A 21,996-nucleotide genomic window follows, 5' to 3' on the forward strand; every position below is an offset into this window, starting at 1 on the left:
CCCCCTACACGCCACCCTAAAAGCCACCGAAGTAACCACCTACCCGGTGTGAGCTGTTAGCTTCTTGGAGGGAAACCCCGAGGAGCCCCCCGTCGAGATGAGCCTGCGAAGGCTCTCGAACGAGGGAGGCGGAATGTTGTTGCCTAGCAATGAGGTCGCAGACGACCTGTGCGGCAGGCTGGCAATCGAGCAGGTCGACCGGGATTCGCTGCTGGCTGCACGACCCGATCCAGCTCTCCATCCCCAACTGTGGCAAGTGCTGACCCGCTCCCACCGGCAACTGCTCGAGCAACTGGGCCGGCGTCTGCCCGGCAATCCGGCCTGGGCGCCCTTGCCCGACGAGACGGGGTCTGTGGGACGGCACGTGTTTGTCTGGGCGTTCCTGGCTGTGGTTCCACAGGTGCGCGAGTACCACTCGGCCATCGGGCTCAGTGACGACGAGTCGTGGGATTCGCTCAGTGCACTTGGCGAGGAGCTCGCATCGTCGCGCCGGCTGACTGGCCGGGCCGGACTGGACGCCACTTGGGGTCTGCCTTTGGTGTTCAGCGGAGTCGGGTTCCGGCTCGGTCGCCTGGCCTTCGAACGGGATCTGAGCGGCTACCTGAACACACACGTTCCGAGCAGCACCGATCCGTTGACCGACGCTGCCTGTGACGCCTCATTCGTCCGTGCTGCTGAGGTAGTTGCGCAGTTCCCCGAGCAGCTCGCCGGGTTCGCGTGCCACTCCTGGCTGATGGACACGCAGCTGGCGCAGTACCTTCCACCGTCTTCGAACATCATCCGATTCCAGCGCCGGTTCACCAGCTTCACCGACCGCACAACCGCCGACTGGGCTCCGCTCGAGCACGTCTTCCACCGTCGGTTCGACGGACCCGACGTACCGGCTGCGCTCCTGGACGAACTCCCCCAACGCACCACCCTCGAACGCGCCATCGTCACTCACCTGCGCCATGGCGGCCACTGGTACAACCAAACCGGCAAGTTCACCAACCACTAGCTACAACTCGCTTGCTCGTGCCGGCCCGCGCATGAGCCGGTACGACGTTGAGCACGGGTCAACCATCTGCGCGTCCGGAAGGTGGTTGAGGAGTGCTCAAGGCGAGCCGGCCGGGCGACCTTGAGCACGGTTCGATCGTTTCGGCGGGCCTCGCGTGGTTGATGGGTGCTCAAGGTCGCGCTGGACGACGATCTCGGTTCCCCGAGGGCGGTCCGGTCGCGCGTCAGTCGGTCCTCTTTCACGGATAGCGACGAAGAGTTGCCGCCCCCGCAACCTCACCCCCTAACGTCCGAAAACACGCCGACCACGCCCTCCGAATCTTCGGACGTTGTGGTCGGGACCGGGATGCCGCCGGTCTTGGGGAGGGGTTGAACGGTACGACGCGATGGAAGTTCCCGAAGCCCACCCGGATCGCCACGCTGCCGGACCGCAACCCGGTCACCGGACCGGAGCCCGACGCGGTCGGCACCATCGGTGGCATCGACAACAACCAGGCCGTCCTCTGGCACGGCTGCAGCGACGCCATCATCCATTAGCACCTACCCCGCACCGGCCCAGCTCCGGACGCCAGGGCCATCACAACTGGGGTCTCCGGACCCGGGCACGCCTGAACGCAGATGCTCACATGCAGTTGTGATGGCCTGGGGGTTCGCACACGGCGCTGATGCCGAGTGGCTGGGGCGGCCGGAGTGAACCCCAGCCACTGACCAACCACCCCCATGGAGCGCCCCACCCCGGCTCCAGGCGCGGGGCTCCAACCCTCGCGCGAGTTGATCAGTGCGGGCCGTTCACTTCACCGGCACGCACCCCGCCAACCAACCCGCGCCCAGCCCAACGGCCGAACCGTGCCCAACGTCGTACCGCAGCACCTTGGGCACGCACCAACCACGAGTTGCCGGTGGAAGTGGTCGAACCGTGCCCAACGTGGCGGACGCCGCCTCACCTTGGGCACCCACCAACCACGACCGGCCCTATGGGATGGTCGAGCCGTGCCCAACGTCGTACGGGCCCCCCACCCCCCACCGCGCCCAAAGGTCGGAGGCGAGGCCTAGGGGTGGCGGGGCATGTGGCAGATGCAGCCTTGGGCTGCTGTTGGCTGGGTTGATTCCGGCTCGGCGGCGGCTGACTCGACGTTGGACAGGAGGCGGCGGCGTTCGGCGGTGTCGATGAGGCGGCCGTTGATCACGACTGCGTGGATCTTCGTGGTGTTGCGGATGTCGGTCAGCGGGTTCGCGTCCAGGACCACCAGGTCCGCCGTACGGCCGGAGCGAATACTGCCGGTGCGGGTACCGAGGAAGGCAGCCGGCTCAGTCGTTGCCGTGCGCAACGACTGCAGTGGCGTCAGTCCTGCCCGGACCAGCTCGGCGAGTTCGTCGTGAAGACTGAAGCCGGGGTAGGCGTAGACCAGGCCCGCCTCACTCCCGGCCAGCAGCCGGACACCTGCACGCTGCATCGCCTGCACAAACTCCAGACGCCGAGAGTAGAGCTCCCGCTGCTGCGCCTTCTCCTCCGCGCTCCGCCCTTTGATGTAGAACTCCTCGAGAATGTACTTCCAGAATTCCCGGGTCCCCGTCGGCACGTACCGCAGCCGGTCGTCGTCCAGGATCGCTGACTCCGGCATGTCCAGCAGCTGATGCATGATCACCGTCGGCACCGACCTGGTGCCCCGCCGGATCATCTGCTCAAAGACCGCTTCGCGCCGCGCTGCACTCGGATGCTGCGCGACCAGCCATTCGATCGGGTGGATCTGCCGGAACCACCCGTTGTAGTCGCCCGGGTTCACCTTGATGGCCGCGATCGCCCGCCGTACGTCGGCCGGCCGGCTCGAGGTGGACAGCGGCAGCGTGTGCAGGTGCTCGATGCTGCGGTGCCCGGTGGCGATCACGGCCTCGACCGGGACTCGGTCAGGACTGTGGCCGGCGACCGGGATCCGCAGTCGGCGGGCTTCGTCGACGATTGCGAAGTAGGCATCCTCCGGGACCCGCGAGTACAGCTTCACGAAGTCCGCGCCCGCCGCCTTGGATCGGCGTACGGCGTCCCTGCCCTCTGCAGCTGTAGACACCTGGATGATCCCGTCGGACTCCTCGCCGTCGCCAACGAGAAGTGACGGGCGACCGTCGACGATCGGGCCGGCGATGATCCACTTCGGTCCGAGCAACTCACCACGCTCGATCTGGGCGCGCCACCCACTGACGACCGACGAGGACGCCATCTCGCGGACGGTCGTCACCCCGTTGAGGGCATACAGCGGCGGCGAGATCCGCTCCGAGCCGATGCTGTGCGCGTGCATGTCAGCGAGCCCCGGGATCAGGTACTTGCCGGTCAGGTCGACCACCCGCGTCCCCGGCTTGATCCGCACCCCGTGGGCAGGCCCGACCGCCGTGATCCGGGTGCCGGACAGCAGCACGGTCATGTCCCGCTGTGGCCGCTCCCGCTCGGGGTCGATGACGGTCACGTGAGTCAGCGCCAGCGCGGCCTGCCCGGCCGAGGCTAGCTCCGGCGAAACACCCAAGCCAGCCGCCAACCCACCAACGAGAACACTTCGCCGCGCCACCTGTCGAGTCATGCGAAGCACGCTAGGCGCTGTCAGACGTTTGTGCAAGACGTTTGTGCAAGCCTGGGGTTCGACCGAGATCGAAGGGGCTGCGAACGCGACTGAAGCGGTCAGATACTGCAGACATGTCTGCGTTTCTGCGAAGTGCCGTAGCACTCCTGGTCCTACTGACCGCACTGGTCGCGCCAGCCAGCAGTCCGGCCAGCGCAGCCACACCGCTGCCCGCAGTACTGCCGGCAGTGCGGTCCTGGCAGCCAGCAACGAGTGGCGAGTTCCAGTGGACGAGCACCTCGCGCCTAGTAGTAGAGAGCGCCGAACTGCGTGCCGATGCCGACACGTTCGCCGATGACCTCTCCTACCTCTTCGGTACGGCGCCAGTCGTGGCGGACGGACCGAGCGCTCCGGGCGACGTCGTACTGCGACTCGACCCGAACGCGACCGGAGACGAGGCGTACCGCGTGGAGCTCGGGCAGACCGCCACGGTCACCGCCAAGACCGCAGTCGGGGTCTACTGGGGCACCCGGACCGTACTGCAGCTCCTGAAGCAGAAAACGACCCTGCCGGCCGGTGTCATCACTGACTCGCCGCGGTACCCCTCCCGCGGTCTGCTGCTGAGTGTGGCGCGGATGCCGGTGTCGTGGCTGGACAACATGCTGCGCGACATGAGCTACCTGAAGCTGAACGAGCTGACCCTCAACAGCTTCAACATGACCGACGCCGACATCGCTGCGGTCCAGCAGCTTGCCCAGCGGCGCCACGTCAAGCTCATCGGCTGGGTGAACTCTCCCAAGTTCGGCACCGGCTACATCCCGGCGCAGTACCGGCTGGTCGACGGAGCCGGCGTGACGGACGACATCAGCCTGGATGTGACCAACGCAGCCGGGGTGTCCTGGGCGAACGCGGAGGTGGACCGCCATGTCCGCCGCTTCCCGTCCGACACCTTCAACGTCGGCGGCGACGAGTGGCCGCACTGGAGCATTCGTGCGGACAAGGTGACCGCCAGCAACTTCCCCGGGCTGTACCAGCGCGCCATGGCGACCTACAGCGAGCCGGGTGCTGTCCAGGACGCGTTCCGCGCGTACATGAACAAGACCAACGGTGTGGTGCGCAACCTCGGCAAGACGGCGCGCATGTGGTCCGACGACATCACCCCCGCCACCAAGGTCGTGCCGGACAGCAACCTAGTGATGATGCACTGGATCAACTACGGCCTCACACCGGCACAGCACGCGGCCAACGGCAACCAGCTGATCAACTCCAACCGCAGCTACCTGTACTTCGACCTCGCCTCCGACGTCAACCCGCCGGAGCGGATCTGGGACACGTTCGACGCGGGCACCTTCGATGGCGGTCTGAAACTGCCAGGCGGCGCAGCTGACCCACACCTGGCCGGTCTGCAGTTCTGCGTCTGGACAAACGGGAAGGTGTACGACGCCGGTCGACTGGAGCGCGACCTGAGCCCCAGGCTGCGTTCACTCGCCCAGAAGGCCTGGGGTACGACGCCAGTCGCCACCAAGTACGCCGATGCGCTGCCGGCCATCAACGCAGTAGGCCGCGCACCCGGCATCCTCGACACACCTCGCTTCGGAGATGTCGGTCTCGGCGCCGCCCCCAGCGGACCGGCAGTCCGGTACCAGCAGTCGCAGCAGCTCTTCACCACCTCCCCTACCGGCGCCCTGCGGCATTCCTTCTGGTCATCCACGCAAGGACAGGTCGGTGAGGACCTGCTGCCGGCCAACTCGATCACCGGCCGCCCACTCGTGTTCGCCAACCCCGACAACCGCCTGAGCGTCTTCACCCGCACACCGACCGGCACCGTCCGCGAGACGTCGTACCTGAGTGGCACTGGCTGGAAGACCGGGGACTGGTCTGCCGCGGCGGCCGGCAACGGCTATGGCACCTTCAACTTCGGTGGCGACCTGGCCGGGTTCCCGTACGGCTCTGAGCGGCACGTGTTCGGTGCGGACACCGACGGCAACCTCAGCCACCTCTGGTACTCACCAGGCGATGCCAAGATCCATGGCGATCGCTGGGGCGGCAAGATCACCGGTACGCCGGTCGCGTTCGCCTGGGGGCGGACCCAGATCGTCTACGCCCGTGGAACCAACGGAAACCTGCAGCGCTGGTGGTGGCAGCCGACAGACGCCAAACACGTCCAGCGCGTCGATCTGGGTATTCCGGTCGCCGAGAACACGAAGATCGCCGGCTGGACCACCTCCGGGACACGAGCGAACGGGACTATCCTCACCGCCCGCCAGTACCTCACCTTCACCGAACCCGACGGCCGGATCCGGCTGTGGACTCTCGACCTGGACGGCGACCGGCCCACCAGCCGCGACCTGACCACCGAGACGGGCACCAGCGCCGTAGGCAGTCCGGCAGGCTACGCGGACGCGGCAGGCAACCCAGTCATCTTTGTACGACGCTCCTCCGACCAGCACCTGGTGCGGATCCGCGTGCCGAGCACGGGCGCCGCCGTACTGAAGGATCTGACCGCCGTCACCCCGGGCACGCAGATCACGCCAACCGGCGACCCCGACGGCTTCCGGTTCGATGCTGAACTCCATGTGTTCGCCCCCGGCGCCGGGCTACCGAGGCATCACTGGTGGTCGTCGCCGGCGGACACTCCCCAGCAGGACAACTGGAACTGATCCCTGACACGAGCGTATGAAACAGGCAGGACGAGGCATTCCGGGTGAAGTTACGCGTTGTGACCTCACTGCCACGAATTGACATCTTGTAACAGCCGGATCCACGCTCAGAACGCGCGAGCAGGTAACAAAGAGTGTTTATTTACCCACTCGTAGTGTGTGGATTCTTCACACCAGAGTGATGACATCGTGCACTACGCCGCCCCCTCTCACGCCGCCCAAGATTGCGGTGCACCGCGAGAGGGGGTTGATCGGTTATGCGTCACGAAGCGCCAGAGAGTTACGAGTTCTACTGCTTGGCAGACCGTACGTTCTACGACACACCGACCCAGCGCGGTGTGGAGCATCCGGACTTCGAGCCGGCCACCAGGCCAGTGCCTGAAGGCTGGCAGCACGTCCCCGGCGAGACCTGGATGCACTACGCACCCGAGGGTCTGCAGTTGCCGCAGCAGGGCTGGAAGATTCACGTCTCGGCCCGGCTCGACGATGTGATCCGGACGCTCGAGGCAGTGTGGGAGTACTGCGTCCCCCGCGGCATCGCGTTCAAGTTCCTGCGCAACGAAGCCGTGCTGGTGATGGCGAACTCGAAGGCCGCACCGCGCGGATCCAGCGGCAAGCTGGTCACGATCTACCCGACCGACGAAGCGCAGCTGGAGCTGGTCCTCAAGGAGCTCGACGACGTCCTCGACGGCGTTCAGGGCCCGTACATCCTGAGCGACCTGCGCTACGGCACCGGTGCACTCTTCGTCCGGTACGGCGCCTTCGTCAGCCGCTTCTGTCTGTCGCCGAGCGGCGAGCGCGTGCTGGCTCTCGAGAACGAGCACGGTCAGCTGGTTCCGGATCATCGCGGTCCGACGTTCAGCATGCCGCCGTGGGTCGCGCTGCCGGACTTCCTGCAGCCGCATCTCGAGGCCCGCAACGCGGTCTCCACCAACGAGCTTGCTTACACGATCGAGAGCGTCATCCAGTTCTCCAACGGCGGCGGCGTGTATCTCGGCCACCACAAGGAGTCCGGTGACCGCGTCGTCCTCAAGGAAGGCCGTCCGCACGCGGGTCTCGACCTGGCCGGCCGGGACGCAGTCGCCCGGATCGCCCACGAGTACGAGATCCTGCAACGCCTCGAAGGCCTGGACGTCGTCCCGAAGACCTACGAGCACTTCGAGCTCGGCGAGCACCACTTCCTGGTGCAGGAGCACATCGACTCGGTCTCGCTGCAACGCGACCTGGTCGGGCGGTATCCGCTGAGCAAGCCGGATGCGACCGAAGCCGACAAGGCAGCCTTCGCCGAGTGGGCTACGCACGCCGTCGAGCAGGTCGGCAAAGCGGTGGCGCTGCTGCACGAGCGCGGCGTCGTGTTCTGCGACCTGCATCCGGACAACGTGCTGCTCGACGTCGACGGCCGGATGGTGCTGATCGACTTCGAGGTGGCGACGAACGCCGCGGACAAGGCCCGCTCCATGCTGGCACACCCCGGGTACGCCGCACCGCCGGACCGTCAAGGTGTCGACGTCGACCGCTACGCGCTGGCCTGTATCGAGCTCGGTGTCTACGCACCGCAGACGACGATCCTGCTGAATCTCCATCGGGGCAAGGCGTTCCAGCTCGCCGACATGATCACCGAAACCTTCCCGGTGCCGAGGGCAACGATCGACGGCGCCGTCCGGACCATCGTCGGCCCCGATGTCACCAGCGATCCGGAGATGGCCGAGCTCGCGCTGCCCGGCAAGGCCGAGTGGACGGAGGTCCGCGCCGCGCTGACCAAGGCGATCGTGGCCTCGGCAACACCCGAGCGCACCGACCGGCTGTTCCCCGGCGACATCGCACAGTTCCACGGTGGCGGCGGGATCGACCTCGCGAGCGGTGCCGCCGGCGTCCTCTACGCCCTGGCCAAGACCGGCGCCGGCCGCTTCGAGCAGTACGAGGAGTGGCTGCGCGAGCGAAGCCTGGCGACCGCCGCCGGCCCAGGCCTGTACGACGGCCTGCACGGCGTGGCCCATGTCTTCGACGAGCTCGGTGATCGCCAGCACGCTCTTGACCTGGTCGAGCGCACTCTGGCCGACGACTGGAGTACCCGCGAGCTCGGGCTGCACTCCGGACTGGCCGGGATCGGTCTCAGCCTCCTGCACTTCGACACCGAGCCCGCGCTGCGAGCCAAGGCGGTCCGGGTGCTCGATCTGGTCGCAGACCGCCTCGGCGACGTGACCGACGTACCGGAGATCAGCGGCGGGCAGTATCCGCACGCCGGCCTGATGTACGGCTCGTCCGGACCGGCACTGCTCTTCATCGAAGCGTTCGAGCTGCTGGGTGACACCGGCCTGCTCGATCTGGCCGAGATCGCGATCCGGCAGGACCTGCGGCGCTGCTCGGCCTCACCTGACGGCGACATGCTCCAGGTCAACCAGGGCTGGCGGACCCTGCCGTACCTCGAAGAAGGTTCGGCCGGGATCGCGTTCGCTCTCGCGCGCTACCTGAAGCATCGCCCGAGCGACGAGCTGACCGCGGTGCTCGCGCAGCTCGAACGGGTGACGCACTGCTCCTTCTACGTCCAGCCCGGTCTGTTCATGGGTCGCGCCGGTCTGCTTCTCACCGCAGCCTCACTCGGTGCGCAGCAGACAACGGTCGACGACCTCGTGTCCGGACTCGGCTGGCATGCGATGCCGTACGCAGGTGGCCTCGCGTTCCCCGGTCACCAGCTCCTTCGGCTGTCGATGGATCTGGCCACCGGATCGGCCGGCGTCCTGCTGGCCCTGGGATCGGCGCTGCACACAGCGCCCACATCCCTCCCGTTCCTCGGACCTCCCCAGTGGTCCGAGTCTTCATCCCTACTAGATACATCGAAGGAGGTGTAGAACATGGCACTTCTCGACCTTCAAGGTCTCGAGACCCCCGGTTACGGTGGCGGTCACGGCGGCGGATCCACGCTGACCGTGCTCGGCTGCGCGTCGGGTCGCCCGAGCAACCTGAGCCTTCTGCTCTGCCACTGATCGGATCCTGGGTGACCAGGTTCCGGAGGCCCTGGGTGGGCGGCATACCCACCCAGGGCCGAACCTGTCCGACGACATCCGGCGGAAGGAGCTCCTTTGCCCGATTCCGTGCAGTCCTATCCATGCGCCGAGCGGCTACCGCTCGTGGAGCAGGTGCACGGCCACACCATCGCGGATCCGTACCGCTGGCTGGAGGACCCCGAGTCCTCCGAGACCAAGCGCTGGCTCGCGGCCCAGGACGAGCTCTGGCTGAACCAAGCAGTCACGCTCTCCGGCCGGTACCAGTTCCGTCACCGGGTGAAGGCCCTCTCGAACGTCGGCACCGTCTCCACCCCGTCGTGGCACGGCGGGCGCTGTTTCACGCTCCGCCGCGACCCCGGTCAACAACACCCGGTCCTGTACGACGGCCGGCGCGCAATCCTCGACCCGATGGTGATCGACCCATCCGGTCTCACCACCTTGGACGCCTGGCAGCCCGCACCCGACGGCTCGCTGGTCGCCTTCCAGATCTCTCGCGGTGGCACCGAGCAGTCCGTCCTGCACCTGCTCGACGTGGACACCGGTGAGCTCATCGGCGAGCCGATCGACGGCTGCCGGTATGCCCCGGTCGCCTGGTTGCCGGACGGGAAGTCCTTCTACTACGTGCGATTCCGCCAGGTCCGCTGCCGCCACCTGGAAGTCGCCGACGACGCCATCGTGCTGTCGACCGAGGCGTCGTACGGGCTGGAGCTCAGCGCGGACGGCCGCTGGCTGACCATCTCCGCCGCCCGCGGCGGGGCGAACGACCTGTGGCTGCAGGATCTCGACAGCGCTGAGCCGCCGCGCCCGATCCAGCAAAGCATCGACGCGCTGACCGTGATGTCGGTCGGCCCCGACGGTCGTCTCTACGTGGTCACCACCAAGGACGCACCGACCGGCAAGATCTGCGTCGGCGACCCGAACAATCCGCTGATCTGGCAAGACCTCGTCACCCCGGATGCGCCGCTCACCGGCTTGGCGATCCTCGATGGCGCTTTGCTGCTGGCGAGCCCGGCCGGAATCGCCGTACATGATCTGCAGACCGGTGCGCACGTCAGCGATGTCGCGTTGCCCGGCATCGGTTCGGTCGGTTCGCTGACCACGCTGCCGGACGGCGGACCGCAGGCCTGGTTCAGTTACACCGACAGCGTCACCCCGTCGGCCGTCTACTGCTACGACCACACCACCGGCCTCGCGACGCTCTGGTCGCAACCCCCAGGTGTGGCTGCGGAAGCCGAGTCACAGCAGCTCGTCACCACGAGCCCGGACGGCACCGAGATCCAGCTCCTCGTGACCGCCAAACCCGGCATCCACGGACCACGACCAGCACTCCTCTACGGGTACGGCGGTTTCGGGCAGACGCTCACTCCGACGTACTCGGCGTTCGCGCTCGCGTGGGTCGAGGCCGGCGGCGTGTTCGTCACGGCCAACACCCGTGGTGGTATCGACTCGCACCAAGCCGGGACTCTCGATCGGAAACAGAACGTCTTCGACGACTTCATCGCGGCCGCCGAGCATTTGATCGCCACCGGTTGGACGACTGCCGAACAGTTGTCGCTGTGCGGCGAATCCAATGGTGGCTTGCTCGTTGCGGCCGCCTTGACGCAGCGGCCGGAGCTGTTCGCGGCAGCGGTCTGCTCCGCACCGCTCACGGACATGTTGCGCTACGAGCTGTCCGGGCTGGGCGAGCGCTGGGTGCCGGAGTTCGGATCCGCCAAGGATCCTGCGCAGTTCGAGAACCTCTTGTCCTACTCGCCGTACCACCGGGTCAGCGAGGGCGTGAAGTATCCGGCCGTGCTGTTCACGGTGTTCGGCAACGACACTCGCGTCGACCCGCTGCACTCGCGCAAGATGTGTGCAGCGCTACAGCATGCGACCGCCAGTGAAGGCTCAGTCCTGTTCCGGCTGGATCCGCATGCCGGCCATGCCAGTGGTTCGGCGAGTCAGGGCATCGGCCTGGCCGCTGACATGCTCGCGTTCCTGGCAGACCACACCGGTCTCCGGCTTTCATCATGATCACCTTTGGTTCAGTGGCGAAACGCGGCCGCGGCTGGTTGCCACTGATCGGACTGAACGCACTGATCGGCAGCGCGGTCACCTTGGCCCTGCCGACGATCCTCGGCCGCTCGGTGGACTCGATCGTCGCCGGGACGGGCTACACGCAATGGCTGATCGCCGCCGCGGCCGCCATCGGGCTCGGCATCGCGGCCAGTCTGATCGATGCCTTCGCGGGCGCAGCCTGTGTCGCTGAGACGACTGCTTGGCTGCGGCATCGCCTGGTGCGGCAGGTCGTCCGTGGTGGGCCCGAGGGGAGCCGCGGTTTCGAGACCGGCGATCTGGTCACCCGGGTCTCCGCCAACGCGACCGATGCAGCACAGGCCGGGCCTGCCGCCGTGACCGCGATCGCCGCGATCGCTCCCCCGGTCGGCAGCCTGGTGCTGCTCGCTCTGATCAGTCCCTGGCTCGCGGCCGCGTTCTTCGCTGGTGTGCTGCTGGTGATCCTGGTGCTGCTGGCGTTCGCGCGGCGGACGGCCGACGTGAGCCTGGCCTACCAGGAGACGCAGGGCAGGATCGCGTCCCGGTTGTCCGAGTCACTGACCGGCATCCGCACGATCGCGGCGGCCGGGACGACAGGCCGTGAGGAGCAACGCATCCTCGGTCTGCTGCCCGAGCTCCACAAACAAGGTGTCGTCACGTGGCGCATTCTCGCCCGCTCCGGCGCGCAGGCCGCGGTGGTCGGTCCGCTGGTGCTGGTTGCCGTGCTGGTGGTCGGTGGCATCCAACTGGTCGCTGGGCACATCACCGCGGGCGAGCTGTTCGCCGCCTCCCAGTACGCCGTACTCGGCGCCGGCCTCGGGACTCTGACCGGCGTGATCGGTGAGATCGCGCGGGCCAAGGCCGGTGTTCAGCGGGCCGCCGAGGTCGCTGCGATCGCCAACGTTCCGCACGGTTCGCTGCCGTTGCCGATCGGATCCGGGCACCTCACCTTCGACCACGTCAGCGTCGTTGCTGATGGCAACGTGCTGCTGAACGATGTGAGCCTGGATCTGCCGGGCGGCCTGACGGTCGCGGTCGTCGGCCCGAGTGGCGCCGGCAAGTCCGTGCTCGCCGCGGTCGCCGCGCGGTTGCGTGATCCGTCGACCGGGCACGTCTCACTGGACGGCGTACCGCTACAGGCCGTCAGCCGGCATGCGTTGCGCCGCGCGGTCGGCTGCGCCTTCGAGCGGCCCCAGCTGGTCGGCCGGACGATCGGTGAATCGATCGCCCCCAACGCGATCAGCCCGGTCGGTACGCTGGCCGCAGCCCGGGCCACCCACGCCCACGACTTCGTCAGCCGCCTTCCCGACGGCTACTTCACTTCGTTGCGCAAGGCCCCTATGTCGGGTGGAGAACGGCAGCGACTCGGCCTGGCCCGCGCCTGGCCGGCCAACCGATTACTCGTGCTGGACGACGCCACCTCGAGCCTCGACACCGCCACCGAGCGGCAGATCGGCCGCACCCTCACCGAGGACCGCCACCACCGGACCCGCCTGATCGTCACGCACCGCCCCGCCACCGCCGCCCGCGCCGATCTCGTGGTCTGGCTCGACCATGGCCGAGTCCGCGCAGTGGCCCCCCACGCCGACCTCTGGAACGACACGTCGTACCGGGCGGTCTTCGGGTGAAGCGGGAGCTCGGGTACGGCGCTCGATCGTTGCGGAAGCGAGCGACGGTCAAGCTCGTCGCGTGGTCGGTGCCAGAGATCCTGCCGACCGCGATCTACGGGGTCGCGGTCGCGCGGGCCACCGACAGCTTCCTCGCCGGCCACGTCTGGCAAGGGATCGCGTGGCTCGGCGGGCTTGTCGCGGCCGCGGGGTTGGGTGCCGCGGGGGCGCGGCAGGTGTACACGCGGCTCGGCGATCTGGTCGAGCCGCTCCGCGACGACCTGGTACGGCGAGTTGTGGCCGGCGCACTGCGGACCGGGGACGACAGCGCGGTCGCCCGGCTGAACCGGCAGGTCGAGATCGTCCGGGACACGTACGCCGGGCTGGTCATGGTGATGAGGAGCTTCGCGGTCACGCTCTTCGGGGTGCTGGCCGGCCTGCTGTCGCTGGCGCCGATGATCGCAGCCTTCGTCGTACCGCCGTTTCTGATCGGGTTCGCGTTGTCGCTCGGCATGCTGGGGATGGCCGCCGACCGGGTGCGTGCCTCTCTGCAGGCCGACGAGGACCTGGCCGCCTCGGCCGGGATGGTCTTCGGTGGTGTCCGCGACATCACCGCGACCGGCACCGAGGAGTACGCCGAGTTCCTGGTCGGCGAGCCGATCGAGGCCCACGCATCAGCGGAGCGTGCGCTGGCCAAGGTCGCGGCGCTGCGCACACTGTGTTTCGCGGTCGGCGGTTGGCTGCCACTGCTCATCCTGCTCGCGGCCGGCCCGTGGCTGATCGGGCGTGGCGTGAGCACCGGCACGCTGCTCGGCGGCCTTACTTACGTGCTGATCGGATTGCAGCCGGCACTCGGCCAGGTGATGGCCGCGCTGGGCGACAGCGGCCTGCGGTACGTGATCACGCTCGGGCGGATCCTCGATGTCGGCCGGACGGCCGATAACCCGGTTCGGCCGATCGACGTCGTACAGGGTTATCAGGTACAGGCCCAGCGGCTGACCTTCGCGTATGGACCGGCGGCCGAGCCTGTGCTCGATCGTCTCGACCTGACCATTCCAGAGGGCGACCACCTGGCCGTGGTCGGTCCGAGCGGGATCGGGAAGTCGACCTTGGCCGCGCTGATCTGCGGGATGCTGACGCCGACTGGCGGCCGGTTGCTGCTCGGCGGTGTGCCGCCGACCGAGGTGACCACCGAGCGGCTGGCCGAGACGCGCGTGCTGATCCCCCAAGAGGCCTATGTCTTCAGCGGCACCGTCGAGGAGAACCTGTCCTATCTACTTCCGGACGCGACCACCGACGAGCTGCGTGCCGCGATCGACACGATCGGCGCGACCGCGCTGGTCCAGCGCATCGGCGGGCTCGGCGCAGTGGTCAAACCGGCCGATCTCTCCGCAGGTGAGCGGCAGTTGCTCGCGCTGGTCCGCGCCTACCTGTCCCCCGCGCCACTCGTCGTACTGGACGAAGCGACCTGCTTCCTCGACCCGGAGGCCGAGCGGCAGGCCGAGGTCGCCTTCGCACAACGCGGCGGCACGCTGGTCGTCATCGCGCACCGGATCAGCTCCGCACTGCGAGCCCGCAGGATCCTCGTGCTGGACGGCAACCAGGCCGCACTCGGCACGCATCAAGGGCTGATGCGCAGCTCCAGCCTGTACCGCGATCTGCACGGCAACTGGGATCCGATCGTCAGCCAACTCCAGGCGAGTCAGATCCAGCCGGCGTCCTGAGCCTTCCGAATGGCCTCGATGCGGCTGCGCGCCCCGGTCTTGGCGAGGATCCTGGACAGGTAGTTCCGCACCGTGCCGGCGCTCAGACTCAGCGTCCGGGCCACCTCCTGCGCGGTCGCACCCGTGGTGACCTGCCGAAGCACCTCGCACTCGCGATCGGTGAGCGGGTTGTCACCGGCCTTCAACGCCGCCACCGCGAGCCGGACGTCGACCACTGGCAGCCCCTTCGCCACGTCGCGGACAGCCTGGACCAACTGGTCCGTGGTCGCGTCGGTCGCGATCAAGCCGATCCGCGGTGCCTGCTTGACCAGCGCGAGACTCGTCGCGGCGATCGCTTCGTGATCGATCAGCACCAGCACCCCACGGCCGGTGAGTTTGCGGCACAGCTCCTCGATCCGGATCCGCCCGGGCAGCTGTGGATCGAGCAGCACGACATGTGGCCGTCGGCCGGCCACCTGGAGGACGTCCTCCGAGCGGTCCAGCTCAGCCACGACCTCCATATCGTTCTCGCTTGCCAGCACCGCGGCCAGTGCACCTCGCACCATTGTGCCGCGATGGCCGAGAGCCACTCGGATCACCGCATGCCCCCATTACGTCCGTCGCCTCATCTGCCGGCCAGCCGCCTCCCGCAAACGGCGAAAACCAGCTGCCGGACGGCGGTGCCCGTGTTTCCATCAACGAGTGAAGTCCGGAGATGACACGCACGAATCCACCCGTTGCCCCGGTTGCCGCGCCGAGCTACCGACCACGCCGTGGCCGGAGAACCCGAAGATCAACGCCTCCGCGGCCTGCCTGAAGGCGTCCGGTGACCTGCTCGGCTTCGAGCTCGAGCACCAACTGAAGCTCGGCTATCTGCACCAACTGCGCATGGACGCCTACCACGCGCAGCATGTGAGAGTGGGCGCTCCGCGGATCGGCCCGGTCTTCGCCTTGAACGGCCTCTACATGTTCCTCGAACGAGGGTCCGGCAACCTCGACGTCCGGACCGCGCACGGCATCATGGCGAACTCGTGCGACGACTGGCCCGAACTCGTCGCGCCCGCCGAGGTCGGCCGGCTGACGACGTCCGACGTACTGGCCGCTGGTGGTCCGGAGGAGGTCGAGAAGGCGATGCTGACCTGGGCGGACGAGGTCTGGGCGTCGTGGCCTGAGAATGACCGCGAGGTGGTCCGGGAACTCACGATCGACCTCGTTCCGGCGCGGTATTTCCGGCGCTGAAACCGATCGGTTTAGCTCCAGACATCATCGGCGGAAACCGTTCTGTTGTTGGGCTTTCGGTACGTCAAGGGACGGAAAAAATCGGGGCAGATTCCGATCTGGCCTTGCGCTGTGGCGAAGAGTCCCACAGGATGACTCACATCGCGTCGTGACCTGGACGTGATCATCCGGACTCCCTTTCGTTACCTGTCCGGGTGCCCCCTCCCCTGCCTGGGGGGCTGGTGTCCTCCACCATGCCCAAGCTCACGAGGAGCGCCTTACCGATGTCCAAAGCCCGACATGCGCGCCCCCGGCGAAGTACTCGCCGGGTGGTCCGGACCCTCTCCGTCGCCGGTCTCGGCGCCGGGATCACCGTCGCTGCCACCGGCGCGGCGTTCGCGACCGACTACAAGGTGAAAGCCGGAGACACGCTCTCCGAGATCGCGCAGGCGAACGGTGCCGACTGGCACCAGCTGGCGAAGATCAACAACCTGAAGGACCCCGATCTGATCCTGATCGGCCAGACCCTGACGCTCGACGGTGTGAAGAAGGCCACCGCGCCGAAGCAGCGGGTCACCACGACCAAGAAGAAGACCGTCTCGAAGCAGACCGTGCGCAAGACGCGGACCACCCGCTCCGCCGAGCGCCCGTCGACCAGCACCAACGTCAGCATGAGTGCCGCCTGGCGCAAGGTCGCCAACTGCGAGTCCAGCGGCAACCCGCGCGCAGTCAGCTCGAACGGCAAGTACTTCGGCCTCTTCCAGTTCGACATGCAGACCTGGCGCAGCGTCGGCGGCAGCGGTAGCCCGGCCAAGGCCTCGGCCGCCGAGCAGCTGATGCGGGCCAAGAAGCTCTACGCCCAGCGCGGCAACCAGCCGTGGCCGGTCTGCGGGCGCTTCCTGCCCTGACAGGGCAGTCTGCCGTAGTTCACTCTCAGGAGTGCGTGATCACGAGCATCTCGTCGGCGCCCGCCTGGAACTCGTAGGGAACCTTGCGGATCTCCCAGCGGACGCCGGCGAGCTCGTCCAGCACCTCCGGCAGGAACGCCACCGGCTCGCCCGTGCCCTGAAGCACCAGCGGGAACACCCGGACCTCGCCACTGGTCACCCGGATCAGCTCGCGCAGCGCGGCCAGATGCCAGTCCCGGTCGAACGTGTCGGCCCAGGTGAAGAGCAGGTGTGAACACAACGCCAGCTCGAACCGCCCGTCCTCGAACGGCAATTCCGGCAGCCGGCCCGCGACGTACCGATCCGGGGCCTCACCGATGTCCTGCAGGAACCGGTCGGCCGCCTCGAGACGCATCTCGTCCCGCCGCTCCGGAGCGCCGTACCAGTGCCAGACGAACTTGTCCTCGTGCTCCTCCACGATGTCGTTCCCGACCGGCAGACTCCGCCGGACGGTGTCGACGAGCTCCGGCATCGTCAGCTCGTACGCCGGATCCACGGCCACCACGTCCACGCCACGCGCGGCGGCTTCGGCGGTGAAACTCGATCCACCGGCCGAACAGTCGAGCACGGAGGCAGGCAGTTCGGTCAGGTCGAACATCGCTTCGTACTCGGCGTACGAGCGAGAGGTCACCAGCAAGATCCTTACCCTTCAACGGTTTTCTTGAGCCGGCGATCGAGCGCTGTGGCCGCGGCCGCCAGAGCCAGGAACAGTACCGCGACGAGCAGACAGTTCAGCAGAACCTGTCCATAACCGTGCTCGTTGACATCGATGAACGGGTAGGGGTAGAAGCCGACGAACTCACCGCGGATCAGCGTGAACGCGAGCCACAGCAGCGGGAACACGATCGACCAGCCGGCGATCCGCAGATCCGTCCTGCCGCGAGGACCGAACAACGCCCACCCCAGTACGCCGAGCAGCGGGGTGGCCGTGTGGAGCAGGAAGTTCGCGACCGCGGCCCAGCCGGACAGCTCGTCCAGACCGGCGAGCACGAGGTGGTAGACGATCCCGGTCACCGCGATACAGAGAACGCCGTTCAGCCGCAGGGTTTTGAACAACGTGCTGCGGCGATCCAGCAGCACGGTCGCACCGAGCAGGATGTTCGACTGGATCGTGAAGAAGGCGAAGACATTGAGGACGCGCTCTGGGGTGGTCGAGAAGAAACCCTCGGTCGCATTCCCCGTCACGAACAGCTGGATCACGATGCCGGCCAGGACGGCTGCCGCGGTAACCCAGGACCAGACCCGCCCGATCATCGTCATGACCGCAATCTACGACGAGCGGACGGGCCGGTCCGGGATGTCAGACGACTTGCTTTTCCTTCGGCGCCGGCGCGTCCTCGGAGTCACCGTCGAAGGTGTAGCTGAAGGAGACGAACCCGTCGATCACGAGCGCCACGGTCCAGCCCCACGCCGGGCCGGTGACGGCGTCCCATCCCTGCCCGGACAGCAGGCCGAGGGCGATCATGATGCCGACACCGACGACGTACGCGAGCAGGTGCCGGAACCAGCCGGCGCGCTCGCGCCGAGCCCGCTCCCGGGCGCCCTTCGGCGGCTTCACCGGCCGCGGCGCACCGGCGAACTTGTACGCGGCCCAGCCGTCGGCCCACTTGAGCGTTTGATGACCGAACCCGACGCTGACGCCGACGAAGATCGCGGCGAGCGAGTGCTTGAACGACGGCTCGCCACCGCGGTGGATATCGATCACGCTGGCCACCAGCATCACCACGTCGACCAGCGGAACCATCAGCAGCAGGATCATCCCGGCCTGGGGCTTCCGCAGCAGATAGCGCGTCGCCATACCGGCGGCAAGCAGCACCCAGAAGCCGATCTCACACGCGGCGATCACAGCGAGCAGCACAGGGATTCACCCTTCCGATTGTTTTAGTACGACCGTGTTGTGAAACGACGATAACACAGGTGTGCTAAAAAGGGCACATGCCCAAGATCGTCGACCACGACGCCCGCCGCGAGGAGATCGCCCAGGCCCTGTGGCGCGTCGTCCGCCGCGACGGCATCCGCGCCGCCTCGGTCCGCACCGTCGCCGCCGAGGCCGGCTGGTCCGCCGGGGCGGTGCGCTACTACTTCCCCGACCAGGAGGGCCTGCTCCAGTTCGCGATGGACCTGGTCGTCCGCCGGGTCGGCGAGCGGTTCGCGGCACTGACCGCGCGCGGCGGCGCGAAGGGCAGCCCCACCACCGTGGCCCTGCGGTACCTCGAAGAGGTGCTTCCACTCGATATCGAGCGGATGGCCGAGTTCGATGTCTGGCTCGCCTTCATGGTCCAGGCCCAGGCCGAGACCGGCGCCGGCACCCTGCACACCAACGTCGAAACCGCGAACGACGGCCTGCGCGAGCTGTGCGCCGAGTTGCTCACCGCACTGTCCGACGCGGGCGCACTGCGCGAAGGGCTGGACCTGCGTCTCGAAACCGAGCGTTTGCATGCCTTGCTCGACGGCCTTGCCCTGCATGCCGTTATCCAGCCCGCGCGCAGCACGCCGGCCCGGGTACGTCGCCTGCTTCGCCTTCACATCGAGTCCCTGCTGGGCCAAAAGCCCTTACAAACCAAGGATTTCGCGTCCACGGAACGACAAGTTCGCCACAAACCTGACTAAAACATTGCTCAGCGTGGCACCATCACCAGCATGGAGTCCGCTGGGGTGATCGTGGTCAGCGGAATCATGGCGGCCGGGAAGTCCGCGGTCGCCCAGATGCTGGCCGAGCGGTTCCAATACGGCGTCAACATCCCCGGCAATCTGTTCCGTCGGATGATCGTCAGCGGGCATGCCACGATGCGCGACGATCCGGCCGAGACCCAACGCCAGATGCAGCTCGGCTTCCGGCTCGCCTGCCAGGCCGCCGACTCGTACGCCGAGGCCGGGTTCACCGTCATCCTGCAGGATGTCGTGATCGGTGAGCTGCTCCGCGAGTTCCTCGACGGGATCCGCACCAGGCCGCGCTACCTCGTCGTACTGACGCCGCGGCCCGATGTCATCTCCGGGCGGCTCGGCGGTTCACATCACCTGGTCGACGAGCTCGACTACGAGCTGCACGCGTTCAGTCCGCGGCGCGGCCTGTGGCTGGACAACTCCGACCTGTCCACCGGCGAGACCGTCGACGCGATCCTCGGCCGGCTCGACGAGGCACGCTTCGAGTGATGGCGAGCTTGGCTACCCAGGGGTAGTTTGAGTGGATGGCGACCACGGTACGGCGGACCTCCTGCAACCTGTGTGAAGCGATCTGCGGCGTCCTGGTGACGATCGAGGACGGCCAGGTCACCGATATCCGGGGCGACGAGTCGGATCCGTTGTCCCGTGGGCACATCTGCCCGAAGGCGGTTGCGCTCCGCGACCTGCAGGAGGATCCGGACCGGCTGACCACGCCAGTACGCCGTACTGCCGATGGCTGGCAGGAGATCGGGTGGGACGCGGCGTACGAACTGATCGTGACCAAGCTGACCGCGATCCAGCGCGAGCACGGGCGGAACTCGGTCGGCGTCTATCTCGGGAACCCGAACGTGCACAGCCTCGGCGCGCTGACGCACATGCCGACGATGGTCCGGCAGCTCCGAACGCGGAGCAAGTTCAGCGCCACGTCGATCGACCAGTTGCCGCAGATGCTCTCGTCGTACCTGCTGTACGGGCATCAGCTGATGATCGCGGTTCCCGATATCGACCGGACGTCGTACCTGCTGATGCTCGGCGCGAACCCGCTCGCGTCGAACGGGAGCATGATGACCGCGCCTGGTTTCGGGCGGCGGATCAAGGAGGTGCGCAAGCGCGGTGGCAAGGTCGTCCTGATCGACCCGCGCCGGACCGAGACCGCAGCGGTCGTCGACGAACACCATTTTGTGAAGCCGGGGACCGATGCGGCGTTCCTGCTCGCGCTTATTCATCAGGTGATCGCGGACGGGCATGCACGACCAGCGCCGTACGTCGATGGGCTGGCCGCCGTGGAGGCCGCGGTCGAGGAGTGGACGCCGGAGCGCGCGGCCACGCTGACGGGGATCGATGCTGACGTGATCCGGCGGATCGCCTCCGAGTACGCGACCGCCGGGCGGGCCGCTGTGTACGGGCGGGTCGGGGTGTCGACACAGCAGTTCGGAGCGCTGTGCCAATGGGCGATCCAGGTGCTGAACATCATCACCGGCAACCTCGATCGGCCCGGCGGCACGATGTTCCCGCGGCCTGCGGTGAACGCGCTGATCGGCCTCGGCCGCGGGCATCTCGGGGTGTGGTCGAGCCGGGTTCGCGGGTTGCCGGAGTTCGGCGGCGAGCTGCCGGTGTCGGTGATGGCCGAGGAGATCCTGACACCGGGCGACGGGCAGATCCGGGCGATGGTGACGATCGCCGGCAACCCGGTGCTGTCGACCCCGGACGGGCGGAAGCTCGACGAGGCGTTCGAGTCGCTCGAATTCATGGTCGCGATCGATCCCTACATCAACGAGACCACGCGGCACGCCGACGTGATCCTCCCGCCGGCCCCGCCACTCGAGCGCGATCACTACGACGTCATCTTCCACAACCTCGCGGTGCGGAACACGGCCCGCTGGAACGACGCCGTACTGGCGAAGCCCGCCGAGGCTCGGCACGACTGGGAGATCTTCCGCGATCTCGGCACCGCGCTGGTACGACGTACGCCGCTGAGCCGTAAACGTCTTGTCACCGAGGCGCGACTGCGGTTGGCGCCTCGACGCGTGGTCGACGTGGGACTGCGGATCGGCCCGTACAAGCTGTCACTGCGCAAACTGCGGAAGTCGCCCGGCGGGGTCGACCTCGGACCGCTGCAACCGGCGTTGCCCGGAGCGCTGTTCCACAAGAACAAACGGATCAACCTCGACCAGCCGATGATCCTGGCCGACCTCGCCCGGCTGGACGCGTTGCAAGCGACCGCCGAGGGCGAACTGCTCCTGATCGGCCGCCGGCACCTACGCAGCAACAACTCCTGGATGCACAACTCGGCCCGCCTGGTGAAGGGCAAACCCCGCCACCACCTGCTGATGCACCCCACCGACCTGGCCGACCGCTCCCTCACCACCGGCCAGCTCGTCACCATCACCACCACCGCCGGCTCCCTCGCCGTAGAAGTTGCCTCCAGCAACGACATGATGCCCGGCGTGGTCTCCCTCCCGCACGGCTTCGGCCACACCCGCCCCGGCGTCCACCTGGCGGTCGCCACCCAACTCCCCGGCATCTCCGCCAACGACCTCACGGATTCCGCCCTAACCGACCCCATCTCCGGCACCGCAGCCATCAACGGCATCCCAGTCACCATCACCCCCACCC

Annotated in this window: 18 protein-coding genes; 13 read left to right on the top strand and 5 right to left on the bottom strand. The window is 67.6% G+C overall.

All coding sequences use genetic code 11. The annotated features are described in order from the left end of the window. Window positions 1–133: 133 nt before the first annotated feature. Both E1261_RS26975 and E1261_RS45445 read left to right on the top strand, forming a co-directional pair. Window positions 134–997, top strand: coding sequence for an acyltransferase domain-containing protein (locus E1261_RS26975; RefSeq protein WP_132411273.1), 864 nt, complete (start codon window positions 134–136; stop codon window positions 995–997). A 368-nt stretch (window positions 998–1,365) separates the two neighbouring features. Then, on the top strand, window positions 1,366–1,533 hold the full coding sequence (locus tag E1261_RS45445) for a hypothetical protein (RefSeq protein WP_165952670.1): 168 nt from the start codon (window positions 1,366–1,368) through the stop codon (window positions 1,531–1,533). 512 nt (window positions 1,534–2,045) lie between these two features. Here E1261_RS45445 and E1261_RS26980 read toward each other — a convergent pair. Further along, the gene (locus tag E1261_RS26980; RefSeq protein WP_132411275.1) at window positions 2,046–3,563 is read right to left on the bottom strand and encodes an amidohydrolase family protein; all 1,518 of its coding nucleotides are present in this window, start codon (window positions 3,561–3,563) and stop codon (window positions 2,046–2,048) included. Window positions 3,564–3,676: 113 nt separating this feature from the next. On the opposite strand from E1261_RS26980, the gene E1261_RS26985 reads away from it, so the two are divergent. The 6 genes from E1261_RS26985 (at window position 3,677) to E1261_RS27010 (ending at window position 14,572) form a co-directional block, all read left to right on the top strand. Continuing rightward, complete coding sequence (locus E1261_RS26985) at window positions 3,677–6,202, top strand: glycoside hydrolase family 20 zincin-like fold domain-containing protein (protein ID WP_132411277.1); 2,526 nt, start codon at window positions 3,677–3,679, stop codon at window positions 6,200–6,202. A 257-nt stretch (window positions 6,203–6,459) separates the two neighbouring features. Continuing rightward, on the top strand, window positions 6,460–9,051 hold the full coding sequence (gene lanKC / locus E1261_RS26990; protein WP_132411279.1) for a class III lanthionine synthetase LanKC: 2,592 nt from the start codon (window positions 6,460–6,462) through the stop codon (window positions 9,049–9,051). A gap of 3 nt (window positions 9,052–9,054) precedes the next feature. Continuing rightward, window positions 9,055–9,186 (top strand): SapB/AmfS family lanthipeptide, encoded by a 132-nt coding sequence (locus E1261_RS26995; protein ID WP_132411281.1) that lies wholly within the window; start codon window positions 9,055–9,057, stop codon window positions 9,184–9,186. Window positions 9,187–9,282: 96 nt separating this feature from the next. Then, on the top strand, window positions 9,283–11,220 hold the full coding sequence (locus tag E1261_RS27000) for a prolyl oligopeptidase family serine peptidase (protein ID WP_132411283.1): 1,938 nt from the start codon (window positions 9,283–9,285) through the stop codon (window positions 11,218–11,220). Window positions 11,221–11,234: 14 nt separating this feature from the next. Then, on the top strand, window positions 11,235–12,869 hold the full coding sequence (locus E1261_RS27005) for an ABC transporter ATP-binding protein (RefSeq protein WP_238176445.1): 1,635 nt from the start codon (window positions 11,235–11,237) through the stop codon (window positions 12,867–12,869). Beyond that, window positions 12,866–14,572, top strand: coding sequence for an ATP-binding cassette domain-containing protein (locus E1261_RS27010; protein ID WP_132411287.1), 1,707 nt, complete (start codon window positions 12,866–12,868; stop codon window positions 14,570–14,572). The genes E1261_RS27005 and E1261_RS27010 overlap by 4 nt, the downstream gene beginning before the upstream one ends. Here the strand turns inward: E1261_RS27010 and E1261_RS27015 are convergent. Further along, window positions 14,551–15,117: a response regulator transcription factor gene (locus E1261_RS27015; RefSeq protein WP_132411289.1), complete on the bottom strand. Its 567-nt coding sequence runs from the start codon at window positions 15,115–15,117 to the stop codon at window positions 14,551–14,553. The genes E1261_RS27010 and E1261_RS27015 overlap by 22 nt on opposite strands. A 136-nt stretch (window positions 15,118–15,253) precedes the next feature. Here E1261_RS27015 and E1261_RS27020 point away from each other — a divergent pair, with 136 nt between their 5' ends. Together E1261_RS27020 and E1261_RS27025 are read left to right on the top strand one after the other, a co-directional pair. Beyond that, window positions 15,254–15,790: a DUF5946 family protein gene (locus E1261_RS27020; protein WP_132411291.1), complete on the top strand. Its 537-nt coding sequence runs from the start codon at window positions 15,254–15,256 to the stop codon at window positions 15,788–15,790. A 263-nt stretch (window positions 15,791–16,053) separates the two neighbouring features. Further along, window positions 16,054–16,677, top strand: a complete 624-nt coding sequence (locus E1261_RS27025; RefSeq protein WP_132411293.1) for a transglycosylase family protein — start codon at window positions 16,054–16,056, stop codon at window positions 16,675–16,677. 25 nt (window positions 16,678–16,702) lie between these two features. Here the strand turns inward: E1261_RS27025 and E1261_RS27030 are convergent, their stop codons facing one another. The 3 genes from E1261_RS27030 to E1261_RS27040 are packed head-to-tail and all read right to left on the bottom strand — an operon-like array spanning window position 16,703 to window position 18,574. Beyond that, window positions 16,703–17,347, bottom strand: coding sequence for a class I SAM-dependent methyltransferase (locus E1261_RS27030; protein ID WP_238176446.1), 645 nt, complete (start codon window positions 17,345–17,347; stop codon window positions 16,703–16,705). 11 nt (window positions 17,348–17,358) lie between these two features. Then, window positions 17,359–17,976 (bottom strand): Pr6Pr family membrane protein, encoded by a 618-nt coding sequence (locus E1261_RS27035; RefSeq protein WP_132411297.1) that lies wholly within the window; start codon window positions 17,974–17,976, stop codon window positions 17,359–17,361. A gap of 40 nt (window positions 17,977–18,016) precedes the next feature. After that, window positions 18,017–18,574 carry a 2TM domain-containing protein gene (locus tag E1261_RS27040; RefSeq protein ID WP_132411299.1) on the bottom strand — a complete coding sequence of 186 codons (558 nt, stop codon included), beginning with the start codon at window positions 18,572–18,574 and terminating at the stop codon, window positions 18,017–18,019. 77 nt (window positions 18,575–18,651) lie between these two features. Here E1261_RS27040 and E1261_RS27045 point away from each other — a divergent pair, with 77 nt between their 5' ends. The 3 genes from E1261_RS27045 to E1261_RS27055 all read left to right on the top strand — a co-directional run. After that, the gene (locus tag E1261_RS27045) at window positions 18,652–19,326 is read left to right on the top strand and encodes a TetR/AcrR family transcriptional regulator (protein WP_132411301.1); all 675 of its coding nucleotides are present in this window, start codon (window positions 18,652–18,654) and stop codon (window positions 19,324–19,326) included. A 30-nt stretch (window positions 19,327–19,356) separates the two neighbouring features. Continuing rightward, window positions 19,357–19,869, top strand: coding sequence for a nucleoside/nucleotide kinase family protein (locus E1261_RS27050; RefSeq protein WP_132411303.1), 513 nt, complete (start codon window positions 19,357–19,359; stop codon window positions 19,867–19,869). Between the two features lie 35 nt (window positions 19,870–19,904). After that, window positions 19,905–21,996, top strand: a 2,092-nt coding sequence (locus E1261_RS27055; RefSeq protein ID WP_132411305.1) for a molybdopterin-dependent oxidoreductase, incomplete at its 3' end; no start/stop codon positions are given.

It is taken from the genome of Kribbella albertanoniae (genome assembly GCF_004348455.1).
GTDB classification, from domain to species: domain Bacteria; phylum Actinomycetota; class Actinomycetes; order Propionibacteriales; family Kribbellaceae; genus Kribbella; species Kribbella albertanoniae.